We start from the raw sequence: 25,118 nt of genomic DNA, 5'->3' as shown, positions 1-25,118 counted from the left end.
CCTCAGCGGACGTCGTCGTCGACCCAGTCCATCGACTTCGTCACGGCCTTCTTCCACAGCCGCAGCTGGCGCTCGCGCTCCGGGGCGTCGTCGTTCGGCGTCCAGCGCTTGTCTTCCTGCCAGTTGGCCCGCAGCTCGTCGAGGTCGCTCCAGAAGCCGACCGCGAGGCCGGCTGCGTAGGCGGCACCGAGCGCCGTCGTCTCGGCGACGACCGGCCGCACGACGGGAACGCCCAGGATGTCGGCCTGGAACTGCATCAGCGTGTCGTTGGCGATCATGCCGCCGTCGACCTTCAGCTCGGCCAGGTCGACCCCGGAGTCGGCGTTGACGGCATCCAGCACCTCGCGCGTCTGGAAGGCCGTGGCCTCGAGCGCTGCGCGGGAGAGGTGGCCGCGGTTGGCGTAGCGCGTGAGCCCGACGATCGCGCCGCGGGCATCCGGCCGCCAGTACGGTGCGTACAGACCCGAGAAGGCGGGGACGAAGTACACGCCGCCGTTGTCTTCGACCGAGAGCGCGAGCTGCTCGACCTCGGGAGCGGTCGAGATGATCCCGAGCTGATCCCGCAGCCACTGGATGAGCGACCCGGTGACGGCGATCGAGCCCTCGAGCGCGTAGTGGGTCGGCCCGTCGCCCAGCTTGTAGCCGACCGTCGTGAGCAGTCCGTTCTCGGACTTCACGATCTCGGTGCCGGTCTGGAAGATCAGGAAGTTACCGGTGCCGTAGGTGTTCTTGCTCTCACCGGCATCGAAGGCCGCCTGGCCGAAGGTCGCGGCCTGCTGGTCGCCGAGGATGCCGGCCACCGGCGTCTCGCGCAGCAGAGACGTGTCGCGCGCCTCGCCGTAGACCTCGCTGGACGAGCGGATCTCGGGCATCATCGAGCGCGGCACACCGAAGTCGGCCAGGATGTCGTCCCGCCATTCGAGGGTCTCGAGGTCCATGAAGAGCGTGCGCGACGCGTTCGTGACGTCGGTGGCGTGGATGCCGCCCGTCGGGCCTCCGGTGAGGTTCCACAGCACCCACGTGTCAGTCGTGCCGAAGATGAGATCGCCGGCCTCGGCCTTCTCGCGGGCACCCTCGACGTTCTCGAGGATCCAGACGATCTTCGTGCCCGAGAAGTACGTCGCCAGCGGCAGCCCGACGATGTCCTTGTACCGCTCGACGCCCTCGTCGCCCGCCAGACGGTTGACGATCGACTGCGTGCGGGTGTCCTGCCACACGATCGCGTTGTACACGGGGATGCCGGTGTTCTTGTCCCACACGACGGCGGTCTCGCGCTGGTTGGTGATGCCGATCGCGGCGATGTCGTGACGGGTCAGGTTGGCCCGGCCGAGCGCGATGCCGATGACCTCGCGCATGTTGTCGCGGATCTCGATCGGGTCGTGCTCGACCCAGCCGGCCCGGGGCATGATCTGCTCATGCTCCTTCTGCCCGACGGAGATGATCGAGCCCTTCTTGTCGAAGATGATCGCGCGGCTCGAGGTCGTGCCCTGGTCGAGGGCGATGATGTAGTCGGTCATGATGTGACGTCCTTGTCTGTTCGCGTTGTCGGTTCGGTGGAGGGGGTCAGGCGAGGCCGAGCAGAGCGCCGGCAGCGAGTGCCGCGAGCGTACCGCCGATGAGGGGTCCCACGACGGGAACCCACGCGTACGACCAGTCGCTCGAGCCCTTGCCCTTGATGGGGAGCACGGCGTGGGCGATGCGGGGGCCGAGGTCGCGGGCCGGGTTGATCGCGTAGCCCGTCGGGCCGCCGAGCGAGGCGCCGATGCCGACCACGAGGAGGGCCACCGGCACCGCGGTGAGGGGTCCGAGCGAACCGGGCGTGCCGATCTCGATGTCGCCGTAGTCGGCGAAGCCGAAGATCACGAACACGAGCACGAAGGTCGCGATGATCTCGGTCACGAGGTTCCAACCGTAGGCGCGGATGCCGGGGCCGGTCGAGAACACCCCGAGCTTGTTGGCCGGGTCGGGCTCGGCGTCGAAGTGGTCGTGGTAGGCCAGCCAGCAGAGCACGGCGCCGAGGAAGGCGCCGACGAACTGGGCGGCGATCGCGACGAGGAACTGGACGAACTCGATCTTCTCGCCCACCAGGAGCCCGATCGACACGGCGGGGTTCAGCTGCGCGCCGGAGTACGACGACACGAGCACACCGGCGAAGACCGCCAGGCCCCAGCCCCAGTTGATCATCAGCGTCCCGCCGCCGAGACCCTTCGACTTGGCGAGGATGACGTTGGCGACCACGCCACCGCCGAGCAGGAGCAGCATCGCTGTTCCCACGAGCTCTGACACGAAGTAGAGCCCGAGATTGATGTCGTGCATGTCAGCGTCGACCTTTCTGCAGAATCATCGCGGGCGACGTCGCCGCGCGAGAGGGTGGCCCGAGGGTGATCCGGCGTCGGGCCTCGCCGGGTCTGCGAGCGTCAGGCGTCGAGCGGCGCCAGGTGCGAGGTCCGCACGTCGATGCGGTGCGCCTCCTCGAGGGCCTGCGCAGCCTTCTCGACCTGGGCACGCACGGCGTCGTCGTCCCAGCCCAGCACCGACGCAGCCGCCTCGGCGACCTCGGAGAGCGTCTCCATCGAGACGCCGCCGACGAACGCGATCGACGTGCGACGCAGCAGCAGGTCCATCAGCGACACGACCTCCTCGCGCTCCGCGAGGAAGGCGATCTCCTCGACCGAGTAGCCGGGCGCGTGCGCGAGCTCCTGCTGAGCGACGGGGAGGGCCGCGAGCACCTCCTGGGCGTAGGTGCCGTAGCGCTCCAGCATCCGATCGGCGAACTCCGCCGAGTGCGCACCGCGGTGGGCCTCGATCCAGCGACGGCGCTGCGCGACGCTGCGGGGGTACCCCGCACCGCCGCCGATCGCGAGGTCGGTGGTGGCGACCCGGCGCGGACGCCGCATCAGGCCGAGCACGTCGGTGGCGAGGTGCTCGGCGAGCGCCCGGAACGTCGTCCACTTGCCGCCGACGAGGCTCAGGACGGGCACATCGCCCAGACGGTCCTTCTCGATGCGGTAGTCGCGCGAGACGAAGCCCGGGGCGAGGTCGTCGTGCCGCGGGAGGGGACGGATGCCCGAGAAGGTGTAGACGATCTGCGATCGATCGACCGAGATGTCGGGGAAGACCTGCCCGATCAGATCGAAGAAGTAGTCGATCTCGTCGTCGGTGCAGACCGTCGCGCTCGCGGGGTCGGCGTCGATGTCGGTCGTGCCGACCATGACTCGGCCCTTGAGCGGGTAGATGAGGACGATGCGGCCGTCAGCGGCCTCGAAGAAGATCTCGTTGCCGCCCGTGGCCTCCAGCAGCGACGTGTTGTCGAGGACGATGTGCGAGCCCTTCGTGCCACCCATGAAGCGCGTCGGGGTGCCGAGTGCGGTGTTGGTCAGGTCGGTCCAGGGACCGCTCGTGTTCACGATGACGTCCGCCGAGAAGGGGAACTCCTCGCCGGTGACGGCGTCGCGGATGATGACCGACGATCCGTCGGCACCGACCACCGGGGCGTAGTTCGCAGCCCGCGCGGAGTCCTCGCGCGCTCCGTCGCGCAACACGTCCAGCGCGAGGCGCTCGGGGTCGTGCATCGAGGCGTCGTAATACGTTGCGGTGTACCGGAAACGCTCGTCGAGTTCGGGGAACTGCGTCCGCGAGCTGCGGCGGCCGCGGAACCGGTGACGAGGCACCGATCCGCCGTCGCGCGAGAAGGTGTCGTACATGATCAGACCGACCTTGATCAGCAGAGCGCCGCGCTCGCGGGGCTTGCCGCGGCCGTGCGTCACGAGCAGCCGGAACGGGGCCGCGAGGATGCCCGAGAAGGTGCGGTGGATCGGGATCGTCGTCGGCAGCGGCTTGACGAAGTGGGGGGCGTTGCGCACGAGGCGGTTGCGCTCGGTCACCGACTCTTTCACGAGGCGGAACTCGCCGTTCTCGAGGTAGCGCACGCCGCCGTGGATCATGTGGCTCGACGCGGACGAGGCGCCGCTGACATAGTCGCCGCGCTCGACGAGGGCGACGTCGACGCCCTGGAGCGCGAGATCGCGGAACGTCGCGATGCCGTTGATACCGCCGCCGATCACGAGGACCTCCGCGTGGGGGCGCTCACGCAGGGCTCGGATGTTCGCTCGGGTGGTCGGCGTCGACTCGGTCATACATGCATCCTTTTCCACGGCTGTCCCGATCTACACTGGGGTCCACCGCACGGATGCGCAACGGTCGTGCACAGATGTGCACCGGCGCCGCGGCTATGCACGAACGTGCAGAACGGACGACGATGAGCGCGGATGCCGAAGCCGAAGCCCGGACGCGCGACGCATTGCGCGCCGCGCAGCTCTACTACGTGCAGGACCGGACGATGGATCAGATCGCGGCCGAGATGAGCCTGTCGCGGTCATCGGTGTCGCGCCTGCTCTCGCACGCCCGCGACATCGGTCTCGTGGAGATCACGGTGCACTCCCCGCATGAGGCGAACTCGGTGGTGGCACGGCGGCTCTCCGAGCGCTTCGGCATCTCGGTGCATGTCGTGAGCACACCGCCGCGGACGAATGACGCCGAACGGCTCGAGCGCACCGCACGGACGGCGGCCCACGTCCTGTCGTCGACGCTCGATCCCGACGCCAGCATCGGCATCGCCTGGGGAGCCACGGTGTCGGCGATCGCCCGCCACCTGCCGACGAAACGGCTGCACGACTCGCAGATTGTGCAGATGAACGGCGCGGCGAACGAGTCGACGTCGGGCATCTCGTACTCCGGCGCGATCCTCGAGCGGTTCGGGCAGGCGTTCGGCACCGACGTGCAGCAGTTCCCCGTGCCGGCACTGTTCGACGATCCGCTGACCAAGCAGCTGCTGTGGCGCGAACGGTCGATCCGGCGCGTCCTCGACGCGCAGTCGCGCGTGCAGGTGTTCGTCTTCGGGCTCGGCTCCCCGCACGCCGACGTCCCGTCCCATGTGTACGCGGGCGGCTACCTCACCGGCGAGGATCTGCGCTCGCTTCTCCGCGACGGGGTCGTCGGCGACTGCGCGACGGTGTTCTACCGCATCGACGGCTCGGCGACCGGCATCGAGCTCAACGCCCGCTCGAGCGGACCGTCGCTCGAAGCGATCCGCCGCATCCCCCGCCGCCTGTGCGCGGTTTCGAGCCTGACCAAGCTCGACGCGCTGCGCGGGGCTCTCGCCGCCGGGCTGATCACCGAGCTCGTCGTCGAGGAGGCGCTCGCCCGGCGCCTGGCGGAGACGACGGTCGGGAGCCTCTGAGACCCGATCTCGTGGCCTGATCTCAGGACGGGCCGAAGATCGGGTGAAAGGCTCCCACCGCGACCGACACGGCCAGAGCCGTGACCGAGATCGCGAGCCCGCCCGCCATGACCGCGACATCGGATGCCGCGAGCCGCGACTCCCGCGCCCACGTGCGACGCACCGGCGCACCGAAGGCCCGAGCCTCCATCGCGGTCGCGAGCGCCGAGCCCCGTCGAATGGCCAGCACGAGAAGCGCGAAGGCCATCCCCAGCGTGCGCCGCAGCCGGCCGGCGTCGGCCACGCCACGGGCCCGCCGCGCGAGGGCGAGCGCGCGCCAATCCTCCGCGAGCAGACCGAGCATCCGCATCCCGGCGAGTCCCCCGATGACGAAACGGGCCGGAAGGCGCAAGATCTGCGCCAGCCCGTCGGCGAGGTCGGTCGGGTCCACCGTGATGAACAGCACGACGGCCGGCAGCCCGATCGCGAGGACGCGGAGCGCCGCAGCCAGCCCCAGCGCGAGCGAACCCTCGCTGACGTGGACGAATGCCCAGGAGAAGACCTCGGCGCCGCTTCGCTCGCCGTAGAGCGAGATCGTCACCGCGGCCGCCGGCGCGGCGATCCACAGCGGCAGTGTCCGCATCCAGAACCGGCGCCACCCGACGCCCGACGCGAGCAGGAGCGGCAGCTCGAGGAGCAGGGCCACGCCGGCCGAGACCGGGTCGATCGTGATGACCAGCGGAAGTGCAATGAGGAGCGCCGCCAGCAGCTTCGCCACGGGGTTGAGCGTCGCGACGCCGCGCGGCGCAGCTTCGAGATGCACGGGGGCGCTCACGCCCGCACCCCCGCCGGCGCGAGCGCGAACCGGCGCGCCGCGAGCGCGTCGAGCACGGCATCGTCGTGAGTGATCGTGACGACGCCGAGCGGGCCGCGGTCGTCGACACCGTCGCGCAGGGAAGCGATGATCGCGACCAGCTCCGACCAGGTGCGCGCATCCTGGCCGAAAGTCGGCTCGTCGAGGACCACGACCCGGGGACGCGCCGCCAGCATCGCCGCGACAGTGAGGCGACGCTTCTCGCCGCCCGACAGTGTGTACGGGTTGGCCCCGGCGAGCGGGGCGAGCCGAAGCCGCTCGAGCAGTTCGTCGACGCGAGCAGTGATCTCCGTCTCCTCGAGACCCAGAGCGCGGGGCCCGACCTCGAGCTCGTCGCGCACCGATGCGCGCAGGATCTGATGCTCGGGCTCCTGCAGGACCGTCCCGATCCGCGTCAGCAACGCCGTCGACGTCCACGCCGCGGGGTCGGCGGGGGCCGCGGCGACACGTCGCCGTGAACGGCGGGCGAGCGCAGCCCCGGCAGCGAGGCCGTCCGCCGCGCGCACGGCACCCCCCTGCCCGGGGAGCAGCCCCGCGAGCGTGAGCCCGAGGGTCGACTTGCCGGCACCGTTCGGCCCGACGACACCGAGCACCTCGCCCGCCCGCACATCGAGGTCGAGAGGCCCGGCGGCCGGCGAGCCGGCGGCACGTCCGACCACGAGATCCGCGGCCGACAGCAGCACATCGCCAGGCCGAGTGGCGGGCCGCGGCGGGAAGGAGGGACGGATGCCGGGCACCCACACGCCCGCCGCAGCGAGCTCCTGGCCCCGTTCGGTCAGCACCGTTCGAGGATCGCCGTCAGCGATGACCTCGCCGCCGGGCGCCAGCACGATGACCCGATCGACGACGGGAAGCCACGCCTCGATCCGGTGCTCGATCACGACGAGCGTGGCCCCGGTCGCATCGAGCGCGCGGGCGACGGCGTCCCGGACGTCGACGACGCCCGCAGGATCGAGGTTCGCGGTCGGCTCGTCGAGCAGCACCGCACCCGGCTGCATCGCGACGATGCCCGCGAGGGCGAGGCGCTGCTTCTGCCCGCCCGACAACGCCGCGGTCGAACGATCCAGCGGGACGTCGAGTCCGACCGCATCCAACGCAGCCCGTACCCGGCGCCAGATCTCGTCGCGGGGCACGCCCAGGTTCTCGCAGCCGAACGCGACGTCGTCGCCCACCCGCGCGAGGATCGTCTGGCTGTCGGGGTCTTGCAGAACGAGCCCTGCTCGGCCACGGGCCTCCGCGGCCGGCTGCCCGTCCACGAGTAGCGTCCCCTCCTGCTCGCCTTCGTCGGCTCCGCCGAGGACCCCGGCGAGGCCTTGCAGCAGCGTCGATTTGCCCGACCCCGAAGCGCCGAGCAGCAGCACGCGCTCGCCGGCATCGATGCGGAACGTCGTCTCGCGTGCAGCCCACGCGCGTCGCGTCGCGTAGCGCCACCCCCACCCGCGGGCCTCGAGGGTCGCGGGCCGCGGAGCCCCGGCGTCGCCCACCGTCAGACGCGGGCGGTGGCTTCGCGCCCGGCCGCGAACCGGCCGAGGGCTCCCGTCCGCGCCAGCGCGCGCGTGATGAGCCATCCGCCGAGACCGGCGATGACGGCGCCCGAGATCGTCGTCGAGGCGATGTAGACCGACGTGAAGAGAGTGTCGGCACCGGGGTACCAGAGGATGCGGTCGTTGATGCCGCCGGCGAGACCCGCCCCGGCACCCGCGAGGAGCGCGACCGGAAGACGCCACGACGCGTAGAGGAACACCAGGAAGATCAGTTCCGCGCCCAATCCCTGAACGAGACCGGAGACGATCGTGAGGGGGCCCCACTGATTGCCGACGAGCGCCGAGATCACAGCCGCGAGCAGCTCGGTGTAGAGCGCCGCGCCGGGCTTGCGGATGATGAGGCCGCCGAGAACGCCGGCGATGAGCCAGGGCCCGGCGAGCAGGCCCTGCAGGCCCGGAAGCAACGGCGTGAGTGCGGCGGACGGGCCCTGATAGGCGACGTTCCACAGCAGGAACACCGCGGCGCAGGCGACGCCGATGACACTGGCGATGACGATGTCGACGACGCGCCAGCGGAAACGGCCGGGCGTGCGGCCAGTACGACGATCGGACTCGGTGGTGGACGCAGCAGCGTGCATTCTCTCTCCTCCCTGCGCCGGCATGATCCGGATCAGGTTCGACGGTCGAAGCGTGGATCGCTTCCTCTCAGCCCGGCTCACCGGACTCCCGTGGTTGTCGCTGAAGTATAACGTCGCGCGGGCGATGTACGTTGGGCGGGTGAGTTCTCCCGACGCGCGCGTCGCCCTCGCGTGGGTCGACGAGGACGCCGTCGCGCGCGGCGGCAGGCGAAACGAAGCGGCTGCCTCAGCAGGCCCGTACACGGTCGCGCACGCCGACCTGCTCACCGAGCCGCCGCGACGCTCCGCGGCGCCGGCCGCCCTGTCGACGCTGGGAATCGCCGCCCTCACCGTGGGCGGCTACGCGGCGGCGACGCTTCTCTGGCCGCTCGACGCCGTCGCGCCCGACATCCTCCCCGCCGCCGTAACCGCCCCCGCCGCAGCCGTCGCACAGCCGGCGTGGCCCCTCGAAGGCGCCGGCGCGACCGGCGTCGAGGGCTTCGCGAACGTCTCGACCTCGTCGAGCGAGCCCGAGTCCATCGCGAGCATCACCAAGCTCGTCACGGCCCTCGTCGTCCTCGACCGGATGCCGCTCGCCGACGGCGAGCAGGGTCCGGAATTCGCTTTCACCTCCGCCGACCGCCGGGAGTACCGCGCCTACCTCGCCGACGACCAGTCGGCTCTCGACGTACCCGTCGACGGCGTACTGACGCAGTATCAGCTGCTGCAGGGCGTGCTGATCGGATCGGCGAACAACTACGCCGACCGTCTCGTGTTCGACCTCTGGCCCGATGAAGACGCCTACGTCGAGGCGGCGAACGCCTGGCTGCAGGCCCATGATCTCGGCGGCGTCACCGTCGTCGATTCGAGCGGGATCGATCCGGAGAACACGGCGGCACCGGCATCCGTCATCGCCCTCGCCGAGACCGCGATGTCGAACCCGGTCATCGCCGGTATCGTGGCGCAGCGCTCCGTCGAGCTGCCGGGCGCCGGTTTCGTCGAGAACACCAATGCTCTGCTGGCCGACCCCGCGGTCGTCGGCGTCAAGACGGGCAGCCTGTTCGGGTCGTACAACCTCGTCGCCGCGAAAGACACCGCCATCGACGGGGTGAACGTCCGCGTGTACGCGACCGCTCTCGATCAGCCCGACGACGAGACCCGCCACTCGGCGACGGCCGAGCTGCTCGATCGCACCATCGCCGAGATCGCCGCCTCACCGGCCCTGCCCGCGGGAACCGTCGCCGGCACCGCGACCACCGCGTGGGGTGCGACAGCCGAGATCGTCACCGACGCCGACGTCCGGGTCGCGCTCTGGAACACGCAGTCGTCTCAGGCTGCGGCGAACGTCGAGCTCGGCGATTCCCGCGACGCCGGCGACGAGGCGGGCGAGCTGACGCTCACCGGCCCGCTCGGCTCGGCGACCACGACCCTGCGCCTGACCGCGGACATCCCCGACCCGGACATCTGGTGGCGCCTCAGCCACCCGCTGCAGCTGTGGGGTCTCGCGGACTGACCTCGCGACGCCCGAGCAGACATCATACGAAGCGGACGGTCTGCTGCAGGCGGGTGCGGACGTCGAAGAGCTCGTTCCCGCCGATCTCACGCGCACCGGCGACCCCGCGACGGAGCACCGTGGCCAGCGCCGAACGTCCCACCACCGCGACCGCGAGACCGCGCACACGGCCGAGTTCCTCGATGGCCTGCACCACATCGTCGTCGGGGAGCACCACGATCGCGCCGCTGAACTTCACCCGCGCGGCGCGGCTGAGTGCTCGCGCTCGATGCACGAGCGTCGCGATCGGCGAGTCGACGCCCTCGCCGATCAGCTCGCCGCGCCGAGTGCGCACCGGAGCGCCGAAGTCCTCCGACAGCACGGCGTAGAGCCCGGAGGGCCCGAGCACCACGTGGTCGAGCTTCACGTCGGGATCGCGGGGGTCGGCGGCCACGTCATGCCAGACGGTGTACCCCATTCCGAGGTCCGCGACCACGCGAGCCGTCGCCTCCTCAGCGAGGGCGTCGGCCAGCAGCCGCCGGATCTCGTGGGGCGCGGTCCGGACGAGCGCGGGGTCGTACGGGTCGTCGACCGCTGCGCCACGTCCGACCCACTCCCGGATGAGGGTCAGGTAGCGCTCACGGCGCCAGCCGCCGGGCTGCCCGAACGACCGCGCCCGCGGGCGGGTGTCGGTCGGGCGCTGCGGCGGCCGCCACGTCGGGGCGTCGGGAGAGAAGGTCGGGGCGTCCGCGAAACCGTGTCCGCGGTCGTAGGCGGCGCGGGCGGCGGACGTGCCGACCAGGTCCCAGGCACGCTGCACCTGCACGAACTTCACGGCGTCGCCCCCGGTGTCGGGATGCGTCTGCCGCAACCGGAGTCGGTAGGCGCGGCGAAGCTCCTCGTCGTCGACGTCGGGCGCGACCCCGAGCACGTCGTACGCCGAGACGGACAGCGGACTGTCGAACACGAACCCTCCCTCGCGCGGCGCAGCCCCGGGACGGCGCGGACGCACAGCATCCCGAGACTATTACCTCGCGACCGGGCGGAGCCCGGACGTCCGACGGAACTCAGTCAGTCCATAGGGCCGGGACGGGCTCGAACCCGAACGCCCGCGCGACGACATCGGGAGCGAGGTCGTCACGAGACGCGGGCGACCACGACGGCGCCCCGTCCTTGTCGACGAGGCGGGCTCGGATGCCCTCGACGAGGTCGGGCTGCGTCGTGGCGAACCACAGCACCAGGCCGTACTCCTGCGCCAGGACCGTTCGCAGCTCGTCCTGCTCGCGCGCGGCGCGGACGGCCGCGAGGGTGACGGCAAGAGCGGTCGGCGGAAGCGTCTCGAGCAGCTCAGCGGTGGCGTGGGCCTCCGGCTCGGCGCGCTTCCGCAACCGGCCGATGATCTCGCCGACGGAGTCGGCGGCGAAGGCGTCGTCGATCCAGGGCCGGGCGGCCTCGAGGCGGGCAGGAGCGGCCGTCTCGTCGAATAAGAGGACGAGCTCGGTCGCGGTCTGGGGGTCGGCGCGGCTGACGAGGGCGTCGCGCAGATCATCGAGCCGCTCGGAGCGAACGAGGTGGTCGGCGAACCCGGCGTAGATCGCGTCAGCGCCATCCATCGACTCACCGGTCAACGCGAGGTACTCCCCCACGCGCCCCGGCGCCCGGGCCAGCAGCAGGCTGCCGCCGACGTCGGGAGTGAAGCCGATCCGCACCTCGGGCATCGCCAGGCGCGACCGTTCGGTGACCACCCGCACCGCCGCGTGACCGGCGAGCCCGATCCCGCCGCCCATCGTCACACCGTCGGCGAACACGACCACGGGCTTGGGGTACGCGGCGATCCGTGCGTTGAGGGCGTACTCGGCCCGGAAGAAGTGCGCCGTCTCGGCGACATCGCCCGCGACGATCTGGTCGTACAGCCCGCGGACGTCGCCCCCCGCGCACAGCCCGCGGTCGCCCGCGCCATCGAGGAGGACGGCGTCCACACCCGGGTCGTCCTCCCACGCGTCGAGCGCTGCGGCGAGGCGCTGGATCATGCCGAGGTCGAGGGCGTTGATGGCGCGCGGCCGGTCGAGAGTGAGATGTCCGAGTGCACGATCGACACGGACTCGGACACGCGGATCGGATGCAGCGGCGTCGGTCACCCTCGCCACGCTACCGCTCGGAGTTCGCGGTGAACGCGGCGTGTCGGGCAGGATGGGAGCGGAACCACCCGGCGAGAGGGGGCGCGATGGCGGACGGACAGGTGCTGGAGTTCACCGACGTGGCCAAACGTTTCGGCGCCGTCGCGGCGGTCGACGGCCTGACGGCGCGGGTCGAACCGGGCGCCGTCACCGGCTTCCTCGGACCGAACGGTGCGGGCAAGACCACGACGCTGCGCATGCTCCTCGGGCTCATCTCCCCCACGTCGGGCTCCGCCACGATCGGTGGCCGCCGCTACCGCGACCTGAAGCACCCGCTGCAGACCGTCGGCGCCGTCCTCGAGTCGTCCAGCTTCCACCCGGGCCGATCGGCCGCCGCACATCTCCGGGTCTACGCCCATGCGGCGGGGATCCCGACGTCGCGCGTCGACGACGCCCTGGGCATCGTCGGTCTCGGCGATGTCGCCGGCCGCAAGGTGGGCGGGTTCTCACTCGGGATGCGGCAGCGCCTCGGTCTCGCCTACGCCCTGCTGGGCGACCCCGGCGTCCTGGTCCTCGACGAGCCGACGAACGGGCTCGACCCCGAAGGCATCCGCTGGATCCGCCGCTTCCTCCGCGACCTCGCCGCGGAAGGACGCACCGTCCTGGTCTCGTCGCACCTGCTGGCAGAGGTGCAGCAGTCCGTCGATGCGCTCATGATCATCACGCGCGGGCGCCTCGTGTACCAGGGCGGCATCGAGCATGTCGTGCCGCAGGACGAGATCGCGACCGTCGTCGACGCCGAAGATCGAGACGCGCTCCGCCGCGCCCTCTCGGCCGCCGGCTTCGAGAGCGACGAACGCCGCACAGGCCTTGCCGTGCGCGGTGCCGACGCCCCGACGGTCGGACGCATCGCCGCCGACGCCGGCATCGCCCTGACCGCGTTGCAGCGGAAGGGTCCGGCTTTCGAAGAGGTCTTCCTGGAGCTCGTCAGCGGCACCCGCGTGCACCCGTCGGCCGTGACCGGGGAGGAGACGCGATGAACCTCGTGAACGCGACCCGATCGGAACTGACGAAGCAGTTCTCCACCTCGGTCTGGTGGATCCTCCTGATCGTCCTCGTCCTGTACATCGGCGGAACGGCCGGCGGTATGGCCGCCGTCTTCGCGGCGGGCGAGAACGGCTCGCTCCCGGGCACCACGTCGCTGCCGACGGGGCTCGGCGATCGGCTGCCGAGCCTCATCTACGGGCTCGCCACGGCGATGGGATACGTGTTCCCGCTCGTCGTGGGTTCACTGCTCGTGACCGGCGAGTACCGCCACAAGACCCTGACGCCGACCTTCCTGGCCACCCCTCGACGTGGCATCGCGTTGTCGGCGAAGATGCTCGCGGGCATCGTCATGGGTCTCGTCTTCGGCGTCGCCGCCGTCGGCTCGACGGTCGCCGCAGGCGGTGGGATGCTGGCGCTGTTCGGCGTCGACCCGCAGCTCGGACGCCCCGAGACCTGGGCGTTCCTCGGACGGATGCTGCTCGCCCTCGTGCTCTGGGTGCTCGTGGGCATCGCGCTCGGCACCCTCATCCGCAACCAGATCGCCGCTGTCGTCGGCATCCTCGCTTTCACCCAGTTCGTCGAGCCGATCGCCCGCGTGGGCGCGAGCATGGTCGACGGGCTCGCCGACGTGGTGCGCTTCCTCCCGGGTGCGGCCTCGGATGCGCTCGCGGGCGACAGCATCTACGCCGCCATGGGCGGGAGCGCCGGCCAGCCCCTGGAGTGGTGGGCGGGCGGGCTCGTGCTCGTCGGCTACGCCGTCGTGTTCGCCGTGATCGGCTACGCGGTGTCGTGGCGGCGCGACGTCGCCTGATCGACCAGATCCGCCACGTCAGCCGGCTCGTCCTCGACGTCGAGGCGCAGGGCGCGCACGAGCGCCACCCCGTGCCGCGTCGTGAGGATCAGACGCTGGAACTCGTCGTCGCCCTCGAGGTCGACGACGACCGACGGGCGGCGACGCCGGACCAGGACGAAATCGGTGCCTCCCGCTGACTCGAAGGAACCGGCCGCGATGACCGCAGGAACCAGCAGTCCGGGGCGCGGCACGCCGCGGAGCCACGACCACGCGTCATCCGTCAGCTGCACCCGCGCGATGTGCTCGCGAGACACCAGGACATTCCGCTGACGGAATGCTGCGGCGCGCTCGGTCGCCGAGAGCACGACTTCGAGCTGCGCGGAGTCGAGCAGAAGCGTCACCATGCGTCTCAGTCTGCCAGTCGGACACTCACGAAATGCTCACAGACCGGCAACGATCACCGCCGCGATCGCGTCAGGACGCCGATGCTCCCGATGCCGGGGCAGGCTGGCGGGCGATCGCATCGAGGAGGGATGAGATCGTGGTCTCGGCGGCCACCACATCGACGGTGAGACCGAGCTTGCGCGCGTCGCGGGCCGTCCGCGGGCCGATCGCCGCGATCAGAGTCGACGCCGGCAGATCGGGGAACTGCTCGCTGACCTGCTCGGCGACCGAGCCGCTGGTCACGAGCACCGCATTGATGCGCCCGCTGGCCACGTCGGCTGCAATGCGTTCGGTCACCGGGACGCCGACGGTGCGGTACGCCACGACGCTGCGGACGTCGTGACCGGCCTCGACGAGCATCCTGGTGAGGACGGGCTTGGCGACCTCGCTGCGCAGCGCCAGGACGCGTGTCGGCTCGGGCTCGATGGCGAGGATCTGCTCGGCGAGGCCGGCCGCCGAATCGTCCTCGTCGGGAACCAGGTCAACGCGGTACCCGACCGCGGTCAGCGCCGCAGCCGTCGTCTCACCGACCGCGGCGACGCGCGTGCGCGCGGGGATCTCCGCGCGATAGGCGTACAGGACGTCGACGGTCGTGGCACTCGTCAACGTGATCCAGTCGAAGGCTCCGGCCGCGAGCTCGGCGAGCGCGCCTTCGAGATCGGCGACATCCGTCGTGGGCGCGAAGTTCACCAGCGGCGCGATGACGGGCGTGGCACCGTGCGATCGCAGGAGTGCCGCGACCTGGTCGCCCCAGGGACCGCCGCGCGGCACGAGCACGCGCCACCCCCGGAGGGGCTTCTGCGGCTCTGGGTGGCCGGGCTCGACATGCATATGGTGGCTCTCATGAGGCGCGGCCGCCCCCGGAAGAGCGGCCGACGCACGTTCCTTCTCCGGGCGGTGCAGACCCGGATGCGCAACATCGGCAGCATCCGCTCCATCGCCGCTGCCTCGTTTCCGAGCATACTCCGATGCGGGCGGGAGGCGGCGGCGGGAGGTATCGATCCGGACTCGGTTGGCCGAGAACGGACGGGTCAGCGGGCGATCAGCCGGGCGATGCCCCAGACCACGGCGCCCACGGCGACCGCGACGCCGACCGCTGCCGCAGCGGCTCCCGCCGGGTTGCGCTGCGCATACGCGCGCGCCTCGCGGCTGGCGCGGTCGGTTGCGATGACCGCCCGCTTGGGGAGGTTCGCCTTGTGCTCGATGGCGGCGAGCGCGGCCTTCAGCTCGGCACGCGCCTTCTCGACCGGGTCGGAGATGCCCAGCGGCACCGCGGTGTCAGGGAGCTCAGAACTCATCAGCCACTTCCTTCACGATCTTGGCGTCGGTGGAGATCGCCTGGGCGGGGTTCTGCCGTGAGCTCAGACGCTTGAAGCGGAGGAGCCCCAGCACCGCGAACACGGCGGCGATCACCAGGAGGATTCCGATCACGATCAGCGAGGCGGCCCACGCGGGCAGCCACGACGACAGCCCGATGATCGCGAAAGCGCCGATGGCCGGGATCGTCCAGAACAGGAAGAACAGCGCGACGATGAACCAGACACCGCCGAGGCCGGCATCCTTTCCCGTCTTCTTGGCCCAGGCCTTCGCCGAATCGATCTCGGCGACGACGAGGTTGCGGACCAGCTCGGGGATCTCGCCGATCAGAGCGAACAGGCTGTCGTCGGCGCGATCGCGGAATCCGCGGGGCGTGCTCATCTCAGCTGTCCGCCACGGCGCTCGCGTCGGCGACCTTGCGCGCGTCGCGCTCGGCGGCCTTGCGCACGTCGCCGGCAGCCTTCTCGCCCTCGGCCACGGCCGCGTCGAGCTTCTCGCCGGGGGTGCCGCTCTTGCTCGCGGCCTTGACGACCTTCTTCGCACTGTCCCAGACGACGCTGGGGACGGCGAGGGCGGCGGACTTGCCGAGCTCGGTCACCTTGCCGACCTGCTTCTGCACGGGGTCGAGCTCCCAGACCTGCTGGGCCTTCTCTTTGATCTGCTCGTAGCGCTGACGCCCGGCGCGTGCCCCGAGCACGTAGCCCGCGGCGAGTCCGACGGCGATGCCAATCTTGCCCCTCATGGGGTCTCCTCACGTTCGACGTTGCTGCGTGGTCCCAGGCTATCGCCGTATGCCGCCTCAGGTATCCACTCCCGAAACCCGGCGGAGCCGACTATCATGCCGGATCGACTCCTCGCCAGAGCACCGCACGGCGAGCGGCGTCCGCCTCGGCGATGGCGTCGGCGGCGACCCGATCGAGGCTGTTGCCCGACAGCCACCCGCCCACGAGCGCCAGGGCGGGCATCTCACGCGCCCGCGCCCGGACAGCCTGGGCCGCCTCGTCATGACCCAGCAGTGACGCCGGGGCCGCGCGGGAGTAGCTGATGCGGGCCGACGCGCGTACGGCGCCTGCCGGGATCGCCACGCCGCACAGATCGGACGCCGCCGCGCGCGCGGCCCCGACGCCCTCCGCGTCCGACCCGGCGGTGTGCGGCAGGGTCACCCGGATGATGTGCTCGCCCTCGGCAAGCGCCTCGCCGATCCACGGCCAGGTCCGCGAGATCGGACGCACGGTGGCCGGCTCGGACCCGGGCCCGATCACGAGCGACCCCCGCTCGGGCAGGTCGACCCCCTCGATGCGGAGCAGCACCACGTCGAGCGGCGCTGGCCGGGGCTCGGCGCTCGCGGGAAGCTCCACGTGCGGGGACAGCAATCGGCGCGCGGCGTCTTCGTCCGCGGCGACGATCAGCAGATCGGCAGGTACCGGCTCTTCGACGCTGTCGGCACGCACGAGCCACGTGTCGCGCTCGCGACGGATCTCCGTCACGGCCGCGCCGGTGCGGATGTCGACGTCGAAGTCCCGCAGGCGCGCTTCGAGCGCATCGATCAGGCGGAACAGCCCGCCGCGCGGCGCGCGGCGCTGCGCGGAACCGGGGCGCACGGTCTGCGCGACCGCGCCGCTGAGCGAGCCGGTCCGCGTGAGCGCGGGGTTGAGCGACGGCGCCGCGGCGTCGACGTCGATGAACTCGGGAGCGACGCCGTGGACGGCGAGCACATACGGGGCTACGAGCCGGTCGCGCACCCGCTCGCCCATGCGCGACGAGACCAGCTCGCCGAGACTGCGGTGGCGCCCGACCGTCAGCGGCGGGCGCACGCGGTCGAGATAGGCACGCCAGGCGCCACGCCCCTCGATGTGTCGTCGCACATCCTCGGCCCAGGGGTTGGCGGGGATGCCCAGCACCGTCCCCGCGGGCGCGGGAGCAGGTCCGGCCGGACCGGCGCCGAGCCACAGCTCGTCGTCGCGGGCGGTCTCGAGTTCATCGCTCAGCCCGACCTCGTCGATGAGCTTCGCGAGCGTCTTCGCGGACGCCGGGATGCCGTCGGCCGCGGCATCCACCGTCAGGTCGCCCAGCGTCGCCCGGTCGAGGGAGCCGCCGAGCTGCGGCCCGGCCTCGATCAGGGTGACCTGCAGTCCGAGGCGCGCACATTCGAGCGCCGCGACGATGCCCGCCATACCGCCGCCGACGACGACGACCCGGGTGTCGTGGGCATGCGTCACGAGATCCGTCATGCCCCCATCCTGCCGTCTCGCCGATGAGAACATGGAGAGCATGAGCCTGCACATCACCGACGACTCCGCCGCCGACCAGCTGCTGACCGAGAATCCGCTCGCGCTGCTGATCGGGATGCTGCTCGACCAGCAGATCGCCATGGAGACGGCGTTCACCGGGCCGCTGAAGATCCGCGAGCGCGCGGGGTCGGTCGACGCGGCGACGATCGCGGGCTACGACCCCGACGAGTTCGTCGAGGTCTTCCGCCAGACGCCGGCCGTGCACCGCTTTCCCGGGTCGATGGCGGGCCGGGTGCAGACGCTCTGCCGGACGATCGTGGACGACTGGGACGGCGACGCGTCGGCGATCTGGACCGCCGGCGACCCGGACGGCCTCACCGTCTTGAAGCGGCTCAAGGCGCTGCCGGGGTTCGGTGAGCAGAAGGCGAAGATCTTTCTCGCGCTTCTGGGCAAGCAGTACGGCTTCACCGGCGACGGTTGGCGGGAGGCCGCGGGCTCGTACGGCGACGAGGGCTCGTTCCGCTCGGTGGCCGACATCGTCTCACCCGAGTCGCTGACGAAGGTCCGCGAGTACAAGCGCGCGGCGAAGGCGGCAGCGAAGGACGCCTCTGCCTCCTGAGTCGCGGTTTTCGAAAAGACTGGCGGACGACACCGAATATGTTTGAGTAGTCGACATTCCGTACCCCCGGTCTGCGCAAAGGAGCGCTCGAACCATGCGAATTCGTCGACCCCGTTTACTGGCAGCCGCGGCGACCGCGGCGCTCGCCGCACCGTTACTCGTCGCGACGGGAGCCGCCGCGGCCCCCGGAGCGACTACCCCCGTCGTCGCCAACGACTTCTCGAGCCCGACGCTCGGTGACGCGCTGACGCAGAGCGGAGGCGACGGCTCCACGCTCGACTACGTCGACGGCGCTCTCGTCGTGCGGGACCGCGACGCCGACTACGTCGGCATCCAGACGGCGCTGGGCATCCTCGAGCCCGAGACCGAGTACACCGTCAGCGCCCGCGTCCGGCTGGCCGCGGGCACGCCCGACACGCAGGCGCGCTGGGTCGGCGTCCCGGGATACACCTGGATCGGGAACACGACCATCACGGCCGGCGACTGGACGACGGTCACCGGCACCTGGACGTCGCCGCAGACCACCGAGGACGTCCGGCTCTACCTCGGCACCGGCGACATCGCCGGCACGGCCGCGTACACCTACCTCGTCGACGACGTCACCGTCACGGCGACGGACGGCGATCCGGGCACGAATCCGGGTACCGGCCCCGACGCCCCGGGCACCGTCCTGATCGAGAGCACGTTCGACGACGGCGCCCTCGGCGCCTGGCAGCCGCGGGCCGGGTCGAGCGGTGCCGGCCCGACCGTGGAGGTCGTGCCCGGCGGAGCCGTCGAGTCGTCGCACGCGGCTCTCGTCACCGATCGGACGCACGAAGGCGACGGCATCCTCCTCGATGTCACCGACACCCTTCTCGCGGGACAGACCTACGCCTTCTCCGCGGCGCTGCGCTTCGCGCCCGGCGCGGATCCCGGCCAGGGCCTCACCGTCTCGATGCGCACCGACGACGGCGGCACGGTCACCTATACCAACCTCCTGCAGGCCGAGAGCGTCTCGGCGACCGGATGGACAACCGTCGCCGGCGACATCACGATCCCCGGGTACGACGCCGCGGCCGAGCTCTACATCGAGGCGCGGTACAACTCCGGCAACACCTCGCCGTTCCTCGTCGACCAGGTGCGGGTCGCGGTGCCCGAAGCCGGCCAAGGCGACCTCGATCTCACTCCGCTGAAGGACACGACCGACTTCCCCGTCGGCGTCGCGATCGATCAGCGCGAGACCAGCGGCGCGGCATCCGATCTGCTCCGGCACCACTTCGACCAGATCACACCCGAGAACCACATGAAGGTCGAGGCCTGGTACGACGACCAGCAGCGGTTCGAGCGCCACCCGCAGGCCACCGCGCTGCTCGACTACGCGGCCGCGAACGGCCTGCGGCTCTACGGGCACGTGCTGCTGTGGCACGCCCAGACCCCCGACTGGTTCTTCCAGGATGCTTCCGGGCGAGAGCTCACCGACTCGGAGGCCGACAAGCAGCTGCTGCGCGACCGGCTCGCGACGCACATCGACGACGTCGCCCGGTCGATCGCCGACGACTACGGCCTGTTCGGGTCCGAGACCAATCCCCTCGTCGCGTGGGACGTCGTCAACGAGGTCATCTCCGACCAGGCGACGCCCGACGGCCTGCGAACCAGCCGGTGGCACGACGTCCTCGGTGAGGAGTTCATCCACCTCGCCTTCCGGCTCGCCGACCAGGCGTTCAACCGCGACTATGCGGCCCCGGGCTCGGACCGCCCCGTGAAGCTGTTCATCAACGACTACAACACCGAGCAGGACGCCAAGGGAACGCAGTACGAGGCCCTCGTCGGCCGGATGGTCGCCGCCGGAACGCCCCTCGACGGCGTCGGCCACCAGTTCCACGTCTCGATCAACACCCCTGTCAGCGCTCTCGCGAGCACGCTCGACCGGTTCGCCGGACTCGGCCTCATGCAGGCGGTCACCGAGCTCGACGTCACCGTCAACCCCGCCACCGCGGCGAACCTCGCGCGCCAGGGGTACTACTACCGCGACGCGTTCGAGGTGTTCCGCGGCTACCACGCCGGGGCGCCGGCATCCGAGGGCCTCTACTCGGTCACCGTGTGGGGTCTCACCGACGCCCGCTCGTGGCGCTCGGAGCAGGCGCCGCTGCTGTTCGCGGGCGACCTGAGCGCGAAGTCGGCGTTCTTCGGTGCGATCGGCCAGGACGACGGTCTGCCGCCGCTGGTGACGACCGCCGATGTGTTCCGCGGCGACGTGGGGCTCGACGGCGCGATCGTCGATGCCGCCGAATGGCGCAACCTGCCCGAGCACCCGCTCACCGGCGACGCGGGCGGTTTCCAGACGCGCTGGAGCGACGATCACCTCACGGTGCTCGTTCGCTCGAACGTGCGGCCCGAGCGGATCGAGTTCACCTACCGTGACGAGCAGGCCGCTTTCGGCACCGGCGGCGACCTCGCCGGCCGGACCGTCGAGGCCGGCGGCGCGTTCTACTCCGTCGTTCAGCTGCCGCACGAAGCCCCGGCCGTAGGCGCGACCGCCGCATTCGACGTGCGCGTCTTCGGTGCCGACGGGCTCGTGGGATCGTGGAACTCGGCGGGTGCCACGGGTCAGCTGACCTTCTACGAGGAGCTGTCGTACCTCGAGATCCCCCGCGCTGATACGATCACGGTCGACGCGGTCGTGGATGACGCGTGGGCCGACGCTCCGCGGATCGAGACGGCCAAGCGCGTCGAGGGCGACGCGACCGGCGCCACGGCGACGGTCCGGACGCTCTGGCGCGACAACGTGCTCTACACCCTGTTCGAGGTCGTCGATCCCGAGATCGACACGTCGAACAGCGATCCCTGGAACCGCGACGGCGTCGAGATCTTCCTCGATCTCGGCAACACCAAGAGCGGCGCGTACGGTCCCAACGACACGCAGATCCGCATCACGGTCGACGGCGACGTCACCTTCGGCACCGGCAACGAGGCGCTCCAGCGGTCACGACTGCTCGAGAGCGCGACCGCGCGCACCGCGAACGGGTACATCGTCGAGGCGGCCATCGACCTCGTCGGTCAGTCCGGCGGGCAGAGCGACGTTCCGCTCGGTGGTGCCGGCACCTTCCAAGGCTTCGACGCGCAGGTCAACGACGCTCGCGGCGGCTCGCGCTTCGCCGTGCACACGTGGGCCGAGCCGACCGGCACCGGCTACCAGACCACCTCGCGGTGGGGCGTCGTGCACCTCGTCGAGTCGCTGACCACGCCGGGCGAACCGGGCGGTCCGGGTGAGCCCGGCGAGCCCGACGCGTGGGCGACCGTCGACATCGGCGACGGCCGCGTGGCCCAGGGCGGATCGCTGCCCGTGCGGGTCTCGGGCCTCGAGCCGCAGCAGCAGATCGGCGCCACGCTGTACAGCGATCCGATCGTCGTCAGCGGCATCCCCGCGGCCGATGCGTCAGGCGAGGTGCGCTTCGCCGTCGCCATCCCCCGTGACCTCCCGACCGGAGAGCACACGCTCGTCATCACGTCGCCCGGGTTCGACGACATCCGCGTGGCCGTGACGGTCGTGAGCGGCGCCTCGAGCGGCAGCGCCGCCGCGGGCGGCACGGCCAGCGGGAGCGGTAGCCTCAGCGCGACCGGCGGCGAACTGCCGTGGGGTGCGGCGCTCGCCGCGGCGGTGCTGCTCACCGCGGGCGGACTGTTCCTGGCGCTGCGGCGACGCCGCACCCCCTGACCCGCGGGTCTGCTCTCAGGCGCGAACGTCGGAGAAGAGCGCGAACCTCGGAGTCCATCGCAGGATGGCTCCGAGGTTCGCGCTTTTCTCCGTCCGAAGGTGCGTCAGGCACCGCGCAGGCGCTCGGCGAGATAGCCCTCGAGCGCGTCGAGCGCGATGCGCTCCTGCGCCATCGTGTCGCGGTCGCGCACGGTGACGGCCCGGTCGTCGAGCGAGTCGAAGTCGACGGTGACGCAGAACGGCGTGCCGACCTCGTCCTGACGGCGGTAGCGGCGCCCGATTGCACCGGCGTCATCGAAGTCGATGTTCCAGCCGCGGCCACGGAGGGTGTCGGCGACCTCGCGCGCCAGCGGCGACAGGCGCTCGTTGCGGCTGAGCGGCAGCACGGCCACCTTGACGGGCGCCAGGCGCGGGTCGAGGCGCAGCACGGTGCGGGTGTCGACGCCGCCCTTCGCGTTGGGCACCTCTTCTTCGTCGTACGCGTCGACGAGGAAGGCCATCATGGCCCGCGTCAGGCCGAACGAGGGCTCGATCACGTACGGCGTGTACTTCTCGCCGGATGCCTGGTCGAAGTAGGTCAGCGACTGGCCGGATGCCTCGGAGTGGCTGCCCAGGTCGTAGTCGGTGCGATTCGCGACGCCCATGAGCTCGCCCCACTCCTTGCCCGGGAACCCGAAGCGGTACTCGACGTCGATCGTGCCGGCGGAGTAGTGGGCGCGGTCGTCCTCGGGGACGTCGAAGCGCCGCATGTTGTCGGCGTCGATGCCCAGCTCGATGAACCAGTTCCAGCACGCCTCGACCCAGTGCTCGAACCACTGCTGCGCCTCGGCGGGCGGCGTGAAGAACTCGATCTCCATCTGCTCGAACTCGCGCGTGCGGAAGATGAAGTTACCCGGCGTGATCTCGTTGCGGAACGCCTTGCCGACCTGGCCGATGCCGAACGGCGGCTTCTTGCGGCTCGCGGTGAGCACGTTCGAGAAGTTCACGAAGATGCCCTGCGCGGTCTCGGGGCGCAGGAAGTACAGGCCGGTCTCGTCGTCGACGACGCCGAGGTAGGTCTTCACGAGGCCCGAGAACGACTTGGGCTCGGTGTACTGGCCCTTGGTGCCGCAGTTCGGGCACGGGACGTCGGCGAGGCCGTTCTCGGCCTTGCGGCCCTTGCGCGCCTCGAAGTCCTCGATGAGGGTGTCTTCGCGGAAGCGCTTGTGGCACTGCAGGCACTCGACCAGGGGGTCGGTGAAGGTCGCGACGTGGCCGGAGGCCTCCCAGACGCGCTTGGGCAGGATGATCGACGAGTCGAGGCCGACCATGTCGCCGCGACCGCGCACGAAGGTCTGCCACCACTGGCGGCGGATGTTCTCCTTGAGCTCCGTGCCGAGGGGGCCGTAGTCCCACGCGGAGCGCGAACCGCCGTAGATCTCCCCCGCCTGGAAGACGAACCCGCGGTGACGGGCGAGGGCGATGACTTTGTCGAGGCGGGACTGCTCGGCCACAGGTGGCTCCTCATGGTCGTTTTCGGGATGCGCCGGCGGCGCGGATGCCGCAGACAACGGCATCCTCGATTCTAGTCGCGCCGCGCAGGTCGACCCCGATACGGTCGAAGGACACATCGTTACGCACGGGAAAGGTCAGCATGGAAGCTCTATTCGCCGGAGGCGCGCTCGTGATCGGCGGCATCGCCGTGATCGCCGTCATCATCCTTCTGATCTTCCTGCTGATCATGGTGCGGGCCTGGTACAAGGTCGCCAAGGCCGACCAGGCACTCGTCGTCGTCGGTCGCAGCCAGAAGAACGCGGCGGGAGACTCCTCGCGCATCTCGGTGATCACCGGCGGCGGCGCCCTCGTCAACCCGCTGACCCAGCGCGCCGAGATGATCTCGCTGCGCGCACGTCAGATCAAGATGGAGCCCACGGCTCAGGCATCCAACGGCGTCACCGTGTCGGTGGCAGGCGTGGCCCTCGTGAAGATCGGCTCGGACCCCGAGTTCGTGCGTCGTGCCGCCGAGCGCTTCCTGTCGCAGGACGGCGCGATCGAGCAGTTCACGACCGAACAGCTCGAGGGCGCGCTCCGCGGCGTCGTCGCAACGCTGACCGTCGAGCAGCTCATGAAGGACCGCCAGAAACTGTCGGACCAGATCGCCGAGGGCATCAAGAGCGACCTGCTGGCCCAGGGCCTCATCCTCGACTCGTTCCAGATCCAGGGCATCACCGACAAGAACGGCTACATCGACGCCCTCGGCGCGACCGAGGTCGAGCGCGTTCGCCGCGAGGCCGAGGTTGCCCGCATCAACGCCGCCCGCGAGGTCAAGGCGCGTCAGCTCGCGACCGACGAGGCGAACCTCATCGAGCAGACCGCGTACGACAAGAACTCCGCCGCCGCCTCCGCCGAGGTCGGCCGCGCCCGCGCCGAGGCAGAGCAGGCCGAGGCTCTCGCCCGCGCGCAGCGCGAGCAGGACGTGCTGCTGCAGGCCGCCGAGAACCGGCAGGCCCAGCTCGACGCCGACATCAAGAAGGTCGCCGACGCCTCGCTCTACGAGCGCCAGCGCAAGGCCGACGCCGATGCGTACGCCGAGGTCAAGGCCGCCGAGGCCCGCGCACAGATCGCTGCCCAGGAGGCCGAGGCCACGCGCCTGCGCGCCCAGGCCGAGGCCGACGCCGTGCGCCTGGCCGGTGAGGCCCGCGCCGAGGCGATCGAGGCCGAGGCCGCCGCCATCGCCCAGAACCAGGAGGCCCTGCTCGCCCAGCGTGCGATCGAGGCCCTCGTGCCGCTGATGACCGAGTTCGCCCGCGGCTTCGACAAGGTCGGCTCCATCACGGTGCTCGGCGGCGACGGCGCATCGAGCCACATCGCCTCCGAGAGCGCGTCGAGCATGCGCGCCACCTTTGACGCCGTGCAGGCCACGACCGGCATCGACCTGCGCCAGATCATCCAGGGCCAGGCCACCGGCCGCGGTGTTGCCCAGGGCCTGCGCGAGGACGACGCCGCCGCGGCTTCGGCGTCGGCTCCGGCTCCGGCTCCGGCTCCGGCTCCGGAGGAGACCTCCGCGGAGTGACCCCGCGCTGACTCCTCACATCCGACGACGCCCCGTCTCACCTCTCGCGTGATGACGGGGCTTCGTCGTTTCCGGGCGCCGGGATCTGAGGAGTTCCCGCGCGGGATTGTCAACCGGGT

The 25,118-nt window shown here is 71.0% G+C and carries 22 protein-coding genes and 1 riboswitch; of the genes, 7 read left to right on the top strand and 15 right to left on the bottom strand.

Going from position 1 to position 25,118, the window contains the following annotated elements; genetic code table 11:
• Nucleotides 1-2 precede the first annotated feature (2 nt).
• From glpK to O1W71_RS06690, 3 genes are all read right to left on the bottom strand, one after another.
• The gene (gene glpK, locus O1W71_RS06700; protein ID WP_269267083.1) at nucleotides 3-1,517 is read right to left on the bottom strand and encodes a glycerol kinase GlpK; all 1,515 of its coding nucleotides are present in this window, start codon (nucleotides 1,515-1,517) and stop codon (nucleotides 3-5) included.
• Between the two features lie 46 nt (nucleotides 1,518-1,563).
• On the bottom strand, nucleotides 1,564-2,316 hold the full coding sequence (locus O1W71_RS06695) for an MIP/aquaporin family protein (RefSeq protein ID WP_269267082.1): 753 nt from the start codon (nucleotides 2,314-2,316) through the stop codon (nucleotides 1,564-1,566).
• Between the two features lie 101 nt (nucleotides 2,317-2,417).
• On the bottom strand, nucleotides 2,418-4,136 hold the full coding sequence (locus tag O1W71_RS06690; RefSeq protein ID WP_269267081.1) for a glycerol-3-phosphate dehydrogenase/oxidase: 1,719 nt from the start codon (nucleotides 4,134-4,136) through the stop codon (nucleotides 2,418-2,420).
• 122 nt (nucleotides 4,137-4,258) lie between these two features.
• Between O1W71_RS06690 and O1W71_RS06685 the strand changes: the two genes are divergently transcribed.
• On the top strand, nucleotides 4,259-5,239 hold the full coding sequence (locus O1W71_RS06685) for a sugar-binding transcriptional regulator (RefSeq protein WP_112616956.1): 981 nt from the start codon (nucleotides 4,259-4,261) through the stop codon (nucleotides 5,237-5,239).
• Between the two features lie 22 nt (nucleotides 5,240-5,261).
• Here O1W71_RS06685 and O1W71_RS06680 read toward each other — a convergent pair whose 3' ends face one another.
• The 3 genes from O1W71_RS06680 to O1W71_RS06670 all read right to left on the bottom strand — a co-directional run bounded on the left by O1W71_RS06680 (nucleotide 5,262) and on the right by O1W71_RS06670 (nucleotide 8,214).
• A complete protein-coding gene (locus O1W71_RS06680; protein WP_269267080.1) occupies nucleotides 5,262-6,053 on the bottom strand; it encodes an energy-coupling factor transporter transmembrane component T family protein in 792 nt (263 codons plus the stop codon).
• Entirely contained in the window at nucleotides 6,050-7,660 is a 1,611-nt protein-coding gene (locus O1W71_RS06675) for an ABC transporter ATP-binding protein (protein WP_442923952.1), read from the bottom strand. The genes O1W71_RS06680 and O1W71_RS06675 overlap by 4 nt, the downstream gene beginning before the upstream one ends.
• A complete protein-coding gene (locus tag O1W71_RS06670) occupies nucleotides 7,579-8,214 on the bottom strand; it encodes an ECF transporter S component (protein WP_112616187.1) in 636 nt (211 codons plus the stop codon). The genes O1W71_RS06675 and O1W71_RS06670 overlap by 82 nt, the downstream gene beginning before the upstream one ends.
• Nucleotides 8,207-8,316: riboswitch (TPP riboswitch) on the bottom strand. (Overlaps the previous gene by 8 nt.)
• 37 nt (nucleotides 8,317-8,353) lie before the next feature.
• On the opposite strand from O1W71_RS06670, the gene O1W71_RS06665 reads away from it, so the two are divergent.
• Entirely contained in the window at nucleotides 8,354-9,706 is a 1,353-nt protein-coding gene (locus tag O1W71_RS06665) for a D-alanyl-D-alanine carboxypeptidase (protein WP_269267078.1), read from the top strand.
• Nucleotides 9,707-9,728: 22 nt separating this feature from the next.
• Here the strand turns inward: O1W71_RS06665 and O1W71_RS06660 are convergent, their stop codons facing one another.
• Together O1W71_RS06660 and O1W71_RS06655 are read right to left on the bottom strand one after the other, a co-directional pair.
• Nucleotides 9,729-10,652 (bottom strand): DnaJ domain-containing protein, encoded by a 924-nt coding sequence (locus O1W71_RS06660; RefSeq protein WP_269267077.1) that lies wholly within the window; start codon nucleotides 10,650-10,652, stop codon nucleotides 9,729-9,731.
• A gap of 100 nt (nucleotides 10,653-10,752) precedes the next feature.
• Nucleotides 10,753-11,823: an enoyl-CoA hydratase/isomerase family protein gene (locus O1W71_RS06655; RefSeq protein WP_269267076.1), complete on the bottom strand. Its 1,071-nt coding sequence runs from the start codon at nucleotides 11,821-11,823 to the stop codon at nucleotides 10,753-10,755.
• A gap of 86 nt (nucleotides 11,824-11,909) precedes the next feature.
• Here O1W71_RS06655 and O1W71_RS06650 point away from each other — a divergent pair, with 86 nt between their 5' ends.
• The gene (locus O1W71_RS06650; RefSeq protein WP_269267075.1) at nucleotides 11,910-12,842 is read left to right on the top strand and encodes an ATP-binding cassette domain-containing protein; all 933 of its coding nucleotides are present in this window, start codon (nucleotides 11,910-11,912) and stop codon (nucleotides 12,840-12,842) included.
• The gene (locus O1W71_RS06645; RefSeq protein ID WP_269267074.1) at nucleotides 12,839-13,660 is read left to right on the top strand and encodes an ABC transporter permease subunit; all 822 of its coding nucleotides are present in this window, start codon (nucleotides 12,839-12,841) and stop codon (nucleotides 13,658-13,660) included. Before O1W71_RS06650 ends, O1W71_RS06645 begins: the two co-directional genes overlap by 4 nt.
• Here the strand turns inward: O1W71_RS06645 and O1W71_RS06640 are convergent.
• From O1W71_RS06640 to O1W71_RS06615, 6 genes are all read right to left on the bottom strand, one after another.
• Nucleotides 13,627-14,046 (bottom strand): hypothetical protein, encoded by a 420-nt coding sequence (locus tag O1W71_RS06640; protein WP_114589068.1) that lies wholly within the window; start codon nucleotides 14,044-14,046, stop codon nucleotides 13,627-13,629. The genes O1W71_RS06645 and O1W71_RS06640 overlap by 34 nt on opposite strands.
• 70 nt (nucleotides 14,047-14,116) lie before the next feature.
• On the bottom strand, nucleotides 14,117-14,917 hold the full coding sequence (locus tag O1W71_RS06635) for a uroporphyrinogen-III synthase (protein WP_112616173.1): 801 nt from the start codon (nucleotides 14,915-14,917) through the stop codon (nucleotides 14,117-14,119).
• A 200-nt stretch (nucleotides 14,918-15,117) separates the two neighbouring features.
• The gene (locus tag O1W71_RS06630; RefSeq protein ID WP_114589066.1) at nucleotides 15,118-15,384 is read right to left on the bottom strand and encodes a hypothetical protein; all 267 of its coding nucleotides are present in this window, start codon (nucleotides 15,382-15,384) and stop codon (nucleotides 15,118-15,120) included.
• Entirely contained in the window at nucleotides 15,374-15,784 is a 411-nt protein-coding gene (locus O1W71_RS06625; RefSeq protein ID WP_269267073.1) for a phage holin family protein, read from the bottom strand. The genes O1W71_RS06630 and O1W71_RS06625 overlap by 11 nt, the downstream gene beginning before the upstream one ends.
• A 1-nt stretch (nucleotide 15,785) precedes the next feature.
• The gene (locus O1W71_RS06620) at nucleotides 15,786-16,145 is read right to left on the bottom strand and encodes a hypothetical protein (RefSeq protein WP_112616169.1); all 360 of its coding nucleotides are present in this window, start codon (nucleotides 16,143-16,145) and stop codon (nucleotides 15,786-15,788) included.
• A gap of 94 nt (nucleotides 16,146-16,239) precedes the next feature.
• Nucleotides 16,240-17,667, bottom strand: a complete 1,428-nt coding sequence (locus O1W71_RS06615) for a protoporphyrinogen/coproporphyrinogen oxidase (protein ID WP_269267526.1) — start codon at nucleotides 17,665-17,667, stop codon at nucleotides 16,240-16,242.
• Between the two features lie 7 nt (nucleotides 17,668-17,674).
• Here O1W71_RS06615 and O1W71_RS06610 point away from each other — a divergent pair, with 7 nt between their 5' ends.
• Nucleotides 17,675-18,253, top strand: coding sequence for an HhH-GPD-type base excision DNA repair protein (locus O1W71_RS06610; protein ID WP_269267072.1), 579 nt, complete (start codon nucleotides 17,675-17,677; stop codon nucleotides 18,251-18,253).
• Nucleotides 18,254-18,347: 94 nt separating this feature from the next.
• Nucleotides 18,348-21,947 (top strand): endo-1,4-beta-xylanase, encoded by a 3,600-nt coding sequence (locus O1W71_RS06605; RefSeq protein WP_269267071.1) that lies wholly within the window; start codon nucleotides 18,348-18,350, stop codon nucleotides 21,945-21,947.
• A gap of 104 nt (nucleotides 21,948-22,051) precedes the next feature.
• On the opposite strand, the gene O1W71_RS06600 is transcribed toward O1W71_RS06605, so the two are convergent.
• Nucleotides 22,052-23,440 carry a glycine--tRNA ligase gene (locus tag O1W71_RS06600; protein ID WP_112616161.1) on the bottom strand — a complete coding sequence of 463 codons (1,389 nt, stop codon included), beginning with the start codon at nucleotides 23,438-23,440 and terminating at the stop codon, nucleotides 22,052-22,054.
• Between the two features lie 140 nt (nucleotides 23,441-23,580).
• On the opposite strand from O1W71_RS06600, the gene O1W71_RS06595 reads away from it, so the two are divergent.
• The gene (locus tag O1W71_RS06595) at nucleotides 23,581-24,999 is read left to right on the top strand and encodes an SPFH domain-containing protein (RefSeq protein ID WP_269267070.1); all 1,419 of its coding nucleotides are present in this window, start codon (nucleotides 23,581-23,583) and stop codon (nucleotides 24,997-24,999) included.
• Nucleotides 25,000-25,118 lie beyond the last annotated feature (119 nt).

It is taken from the genome of Microbacterium sp. H37-C3, from assembly GCF_027157935.1.
GTDB lineage: Bacteria > Actinomycetota > Actinomycetes > Actinomycetales > Microbacteriaceae > Microbacterium > Microbacterium plantarum.
The sequence above is the reverse complement of the archived record's forward strand: the minus strand, read 5'-3'. Positions and strand labels throughout refer to the sequence as shown.

What these genes read in the sequence shown, in the direction of transcription:
- O1W71_RS06685 (WP_112616956.1), top strand. Translation starts at nt 4,259, where the DNA reads ATGAGCGCGGATGCCGAAGCCGAAGCCCGGACGCGCGACGCATTGCGC.
- glpK (WP_269267083.1), bottom strand. Translation starts at nt 1,517, where the DNA reads ATGACCGACTACATCATCGCCCTCGACCAGGGCACGACCTCGAGCCGC.
- O1W71_RS06640 (WP_114589068.1), bottom strand. Translation starts at nt 14,046, where the DNA reads ATGGTGACGCTTCTGCTCGACTCCGCGCAGCTCGAAGTCGTGCTCTCG.
- O1W71_RS06690 (WP_269267081.1), bottom strand. Translation starts at nt 4,136, where the DNA reads ATGACCGAGTCGACGCCGACCACCCGAGCGAACATCCGAGCCCTGCGT.
- O1W71_RS06695 (WP_269267082.1), bottom strand. Translation starts at nt 2,316, where the DNA reads ATGCACGACATCAATCTCGGGCTCTACTTCGTGTCAGAGCTCGTGGGA.
- O1W71_RS06605 (WP_269267071.1), top strand. Translation starts at nt 18,348, where the DNA reads ATGCGAATTCGTCGACCCCGTTTACTGGCAGCCGCGGCGACCGCGGCG.
- O1W71_RS06650 (WP_269267075.1), top strand. Translation starts at nt 11,910, where the DNA reads ATGGCGGACGGACAGGTGCTGGAGTTCACCGACGTGGCCAAACGTTTC.
- O1W71_RS06595 (WP_269267070.1), top strand. Translation starts at nt 23,581, where the DNA reads ATGGAAGCTCTATTCGCCGGAGGCGCGCTCGTGATCGGCGGCATCGCC.
- O1W71_RS06625 (WP_269267073.1), bottom strand. Translation starts at nt 15,784, where the DNA reads ATGAGCACGCCCCGCGGATTCCGCGATCGCGCCGACGACAGCCTGTTC.
- O1W71_RS06645 (WP_269267074.1), top strand. Translation starts at nt 12,839, where the DNA reads ATGAACCTCGTGAACGCGACCCGATCGGAACTGACGAAGCAGTTCTCC.
- O1W71_RS06615 (WP_269267526.1), bottom strand. Translation starts at nt 17,667, where the DNA reads ATGTTCTCATCGGCGAGACGGCAGGATGGGGGCATGACGGATCTCGTG.
- O1W71_RS06610 (WP_269267072.1), top strand. Translation starts at nt 17,675, where the DNA reads ATGAGCCTGCACATCACCGACGACTCCGCCGCCGACCAGCTGCTGACC.
- O1W71_RS06670 (WP_112616187.1), bottom strand. Translation starts at nt 8,214, where the DNA reads ATGCACGCTGCTGCGTCCACCACCGAGTCCGATCGTCGTACTGGCCGC.
- O1W71_RS06630 (WP_114589066.1), bottom strand. Translation starts at nt 15,384, where the DNA reads ATGAGTTCTGAGCTCCCTGACACCGCGGTGCCGCTGGGCATCTCCGAC.
- O1W71_RS06635 (WP_112616173.1), bottom strand. Translation starts at nt 14,917, where the DNA reads ATGCATGTCGAGCCCGGCCACCCAGAGCCGCAGAAGCCCCTCCGGGGG.
- O1W71_RS06675 (WP_442923952.1), bottom strand. Translation starts at nt 7,660, where the DNA reads ATGGCTCATCACGCGCGCGCTGGCGCGGACGGGAGCCCTCGGCCGGTT.
- O1W71_RS06620 (WP_112616169.1), bottom strand. Translation starts at nt 16,145, where the DNA reads ATGAGGGGCAAGATTGGCATCGCCGTCGGACTCGCCGCGGGCTACGTG.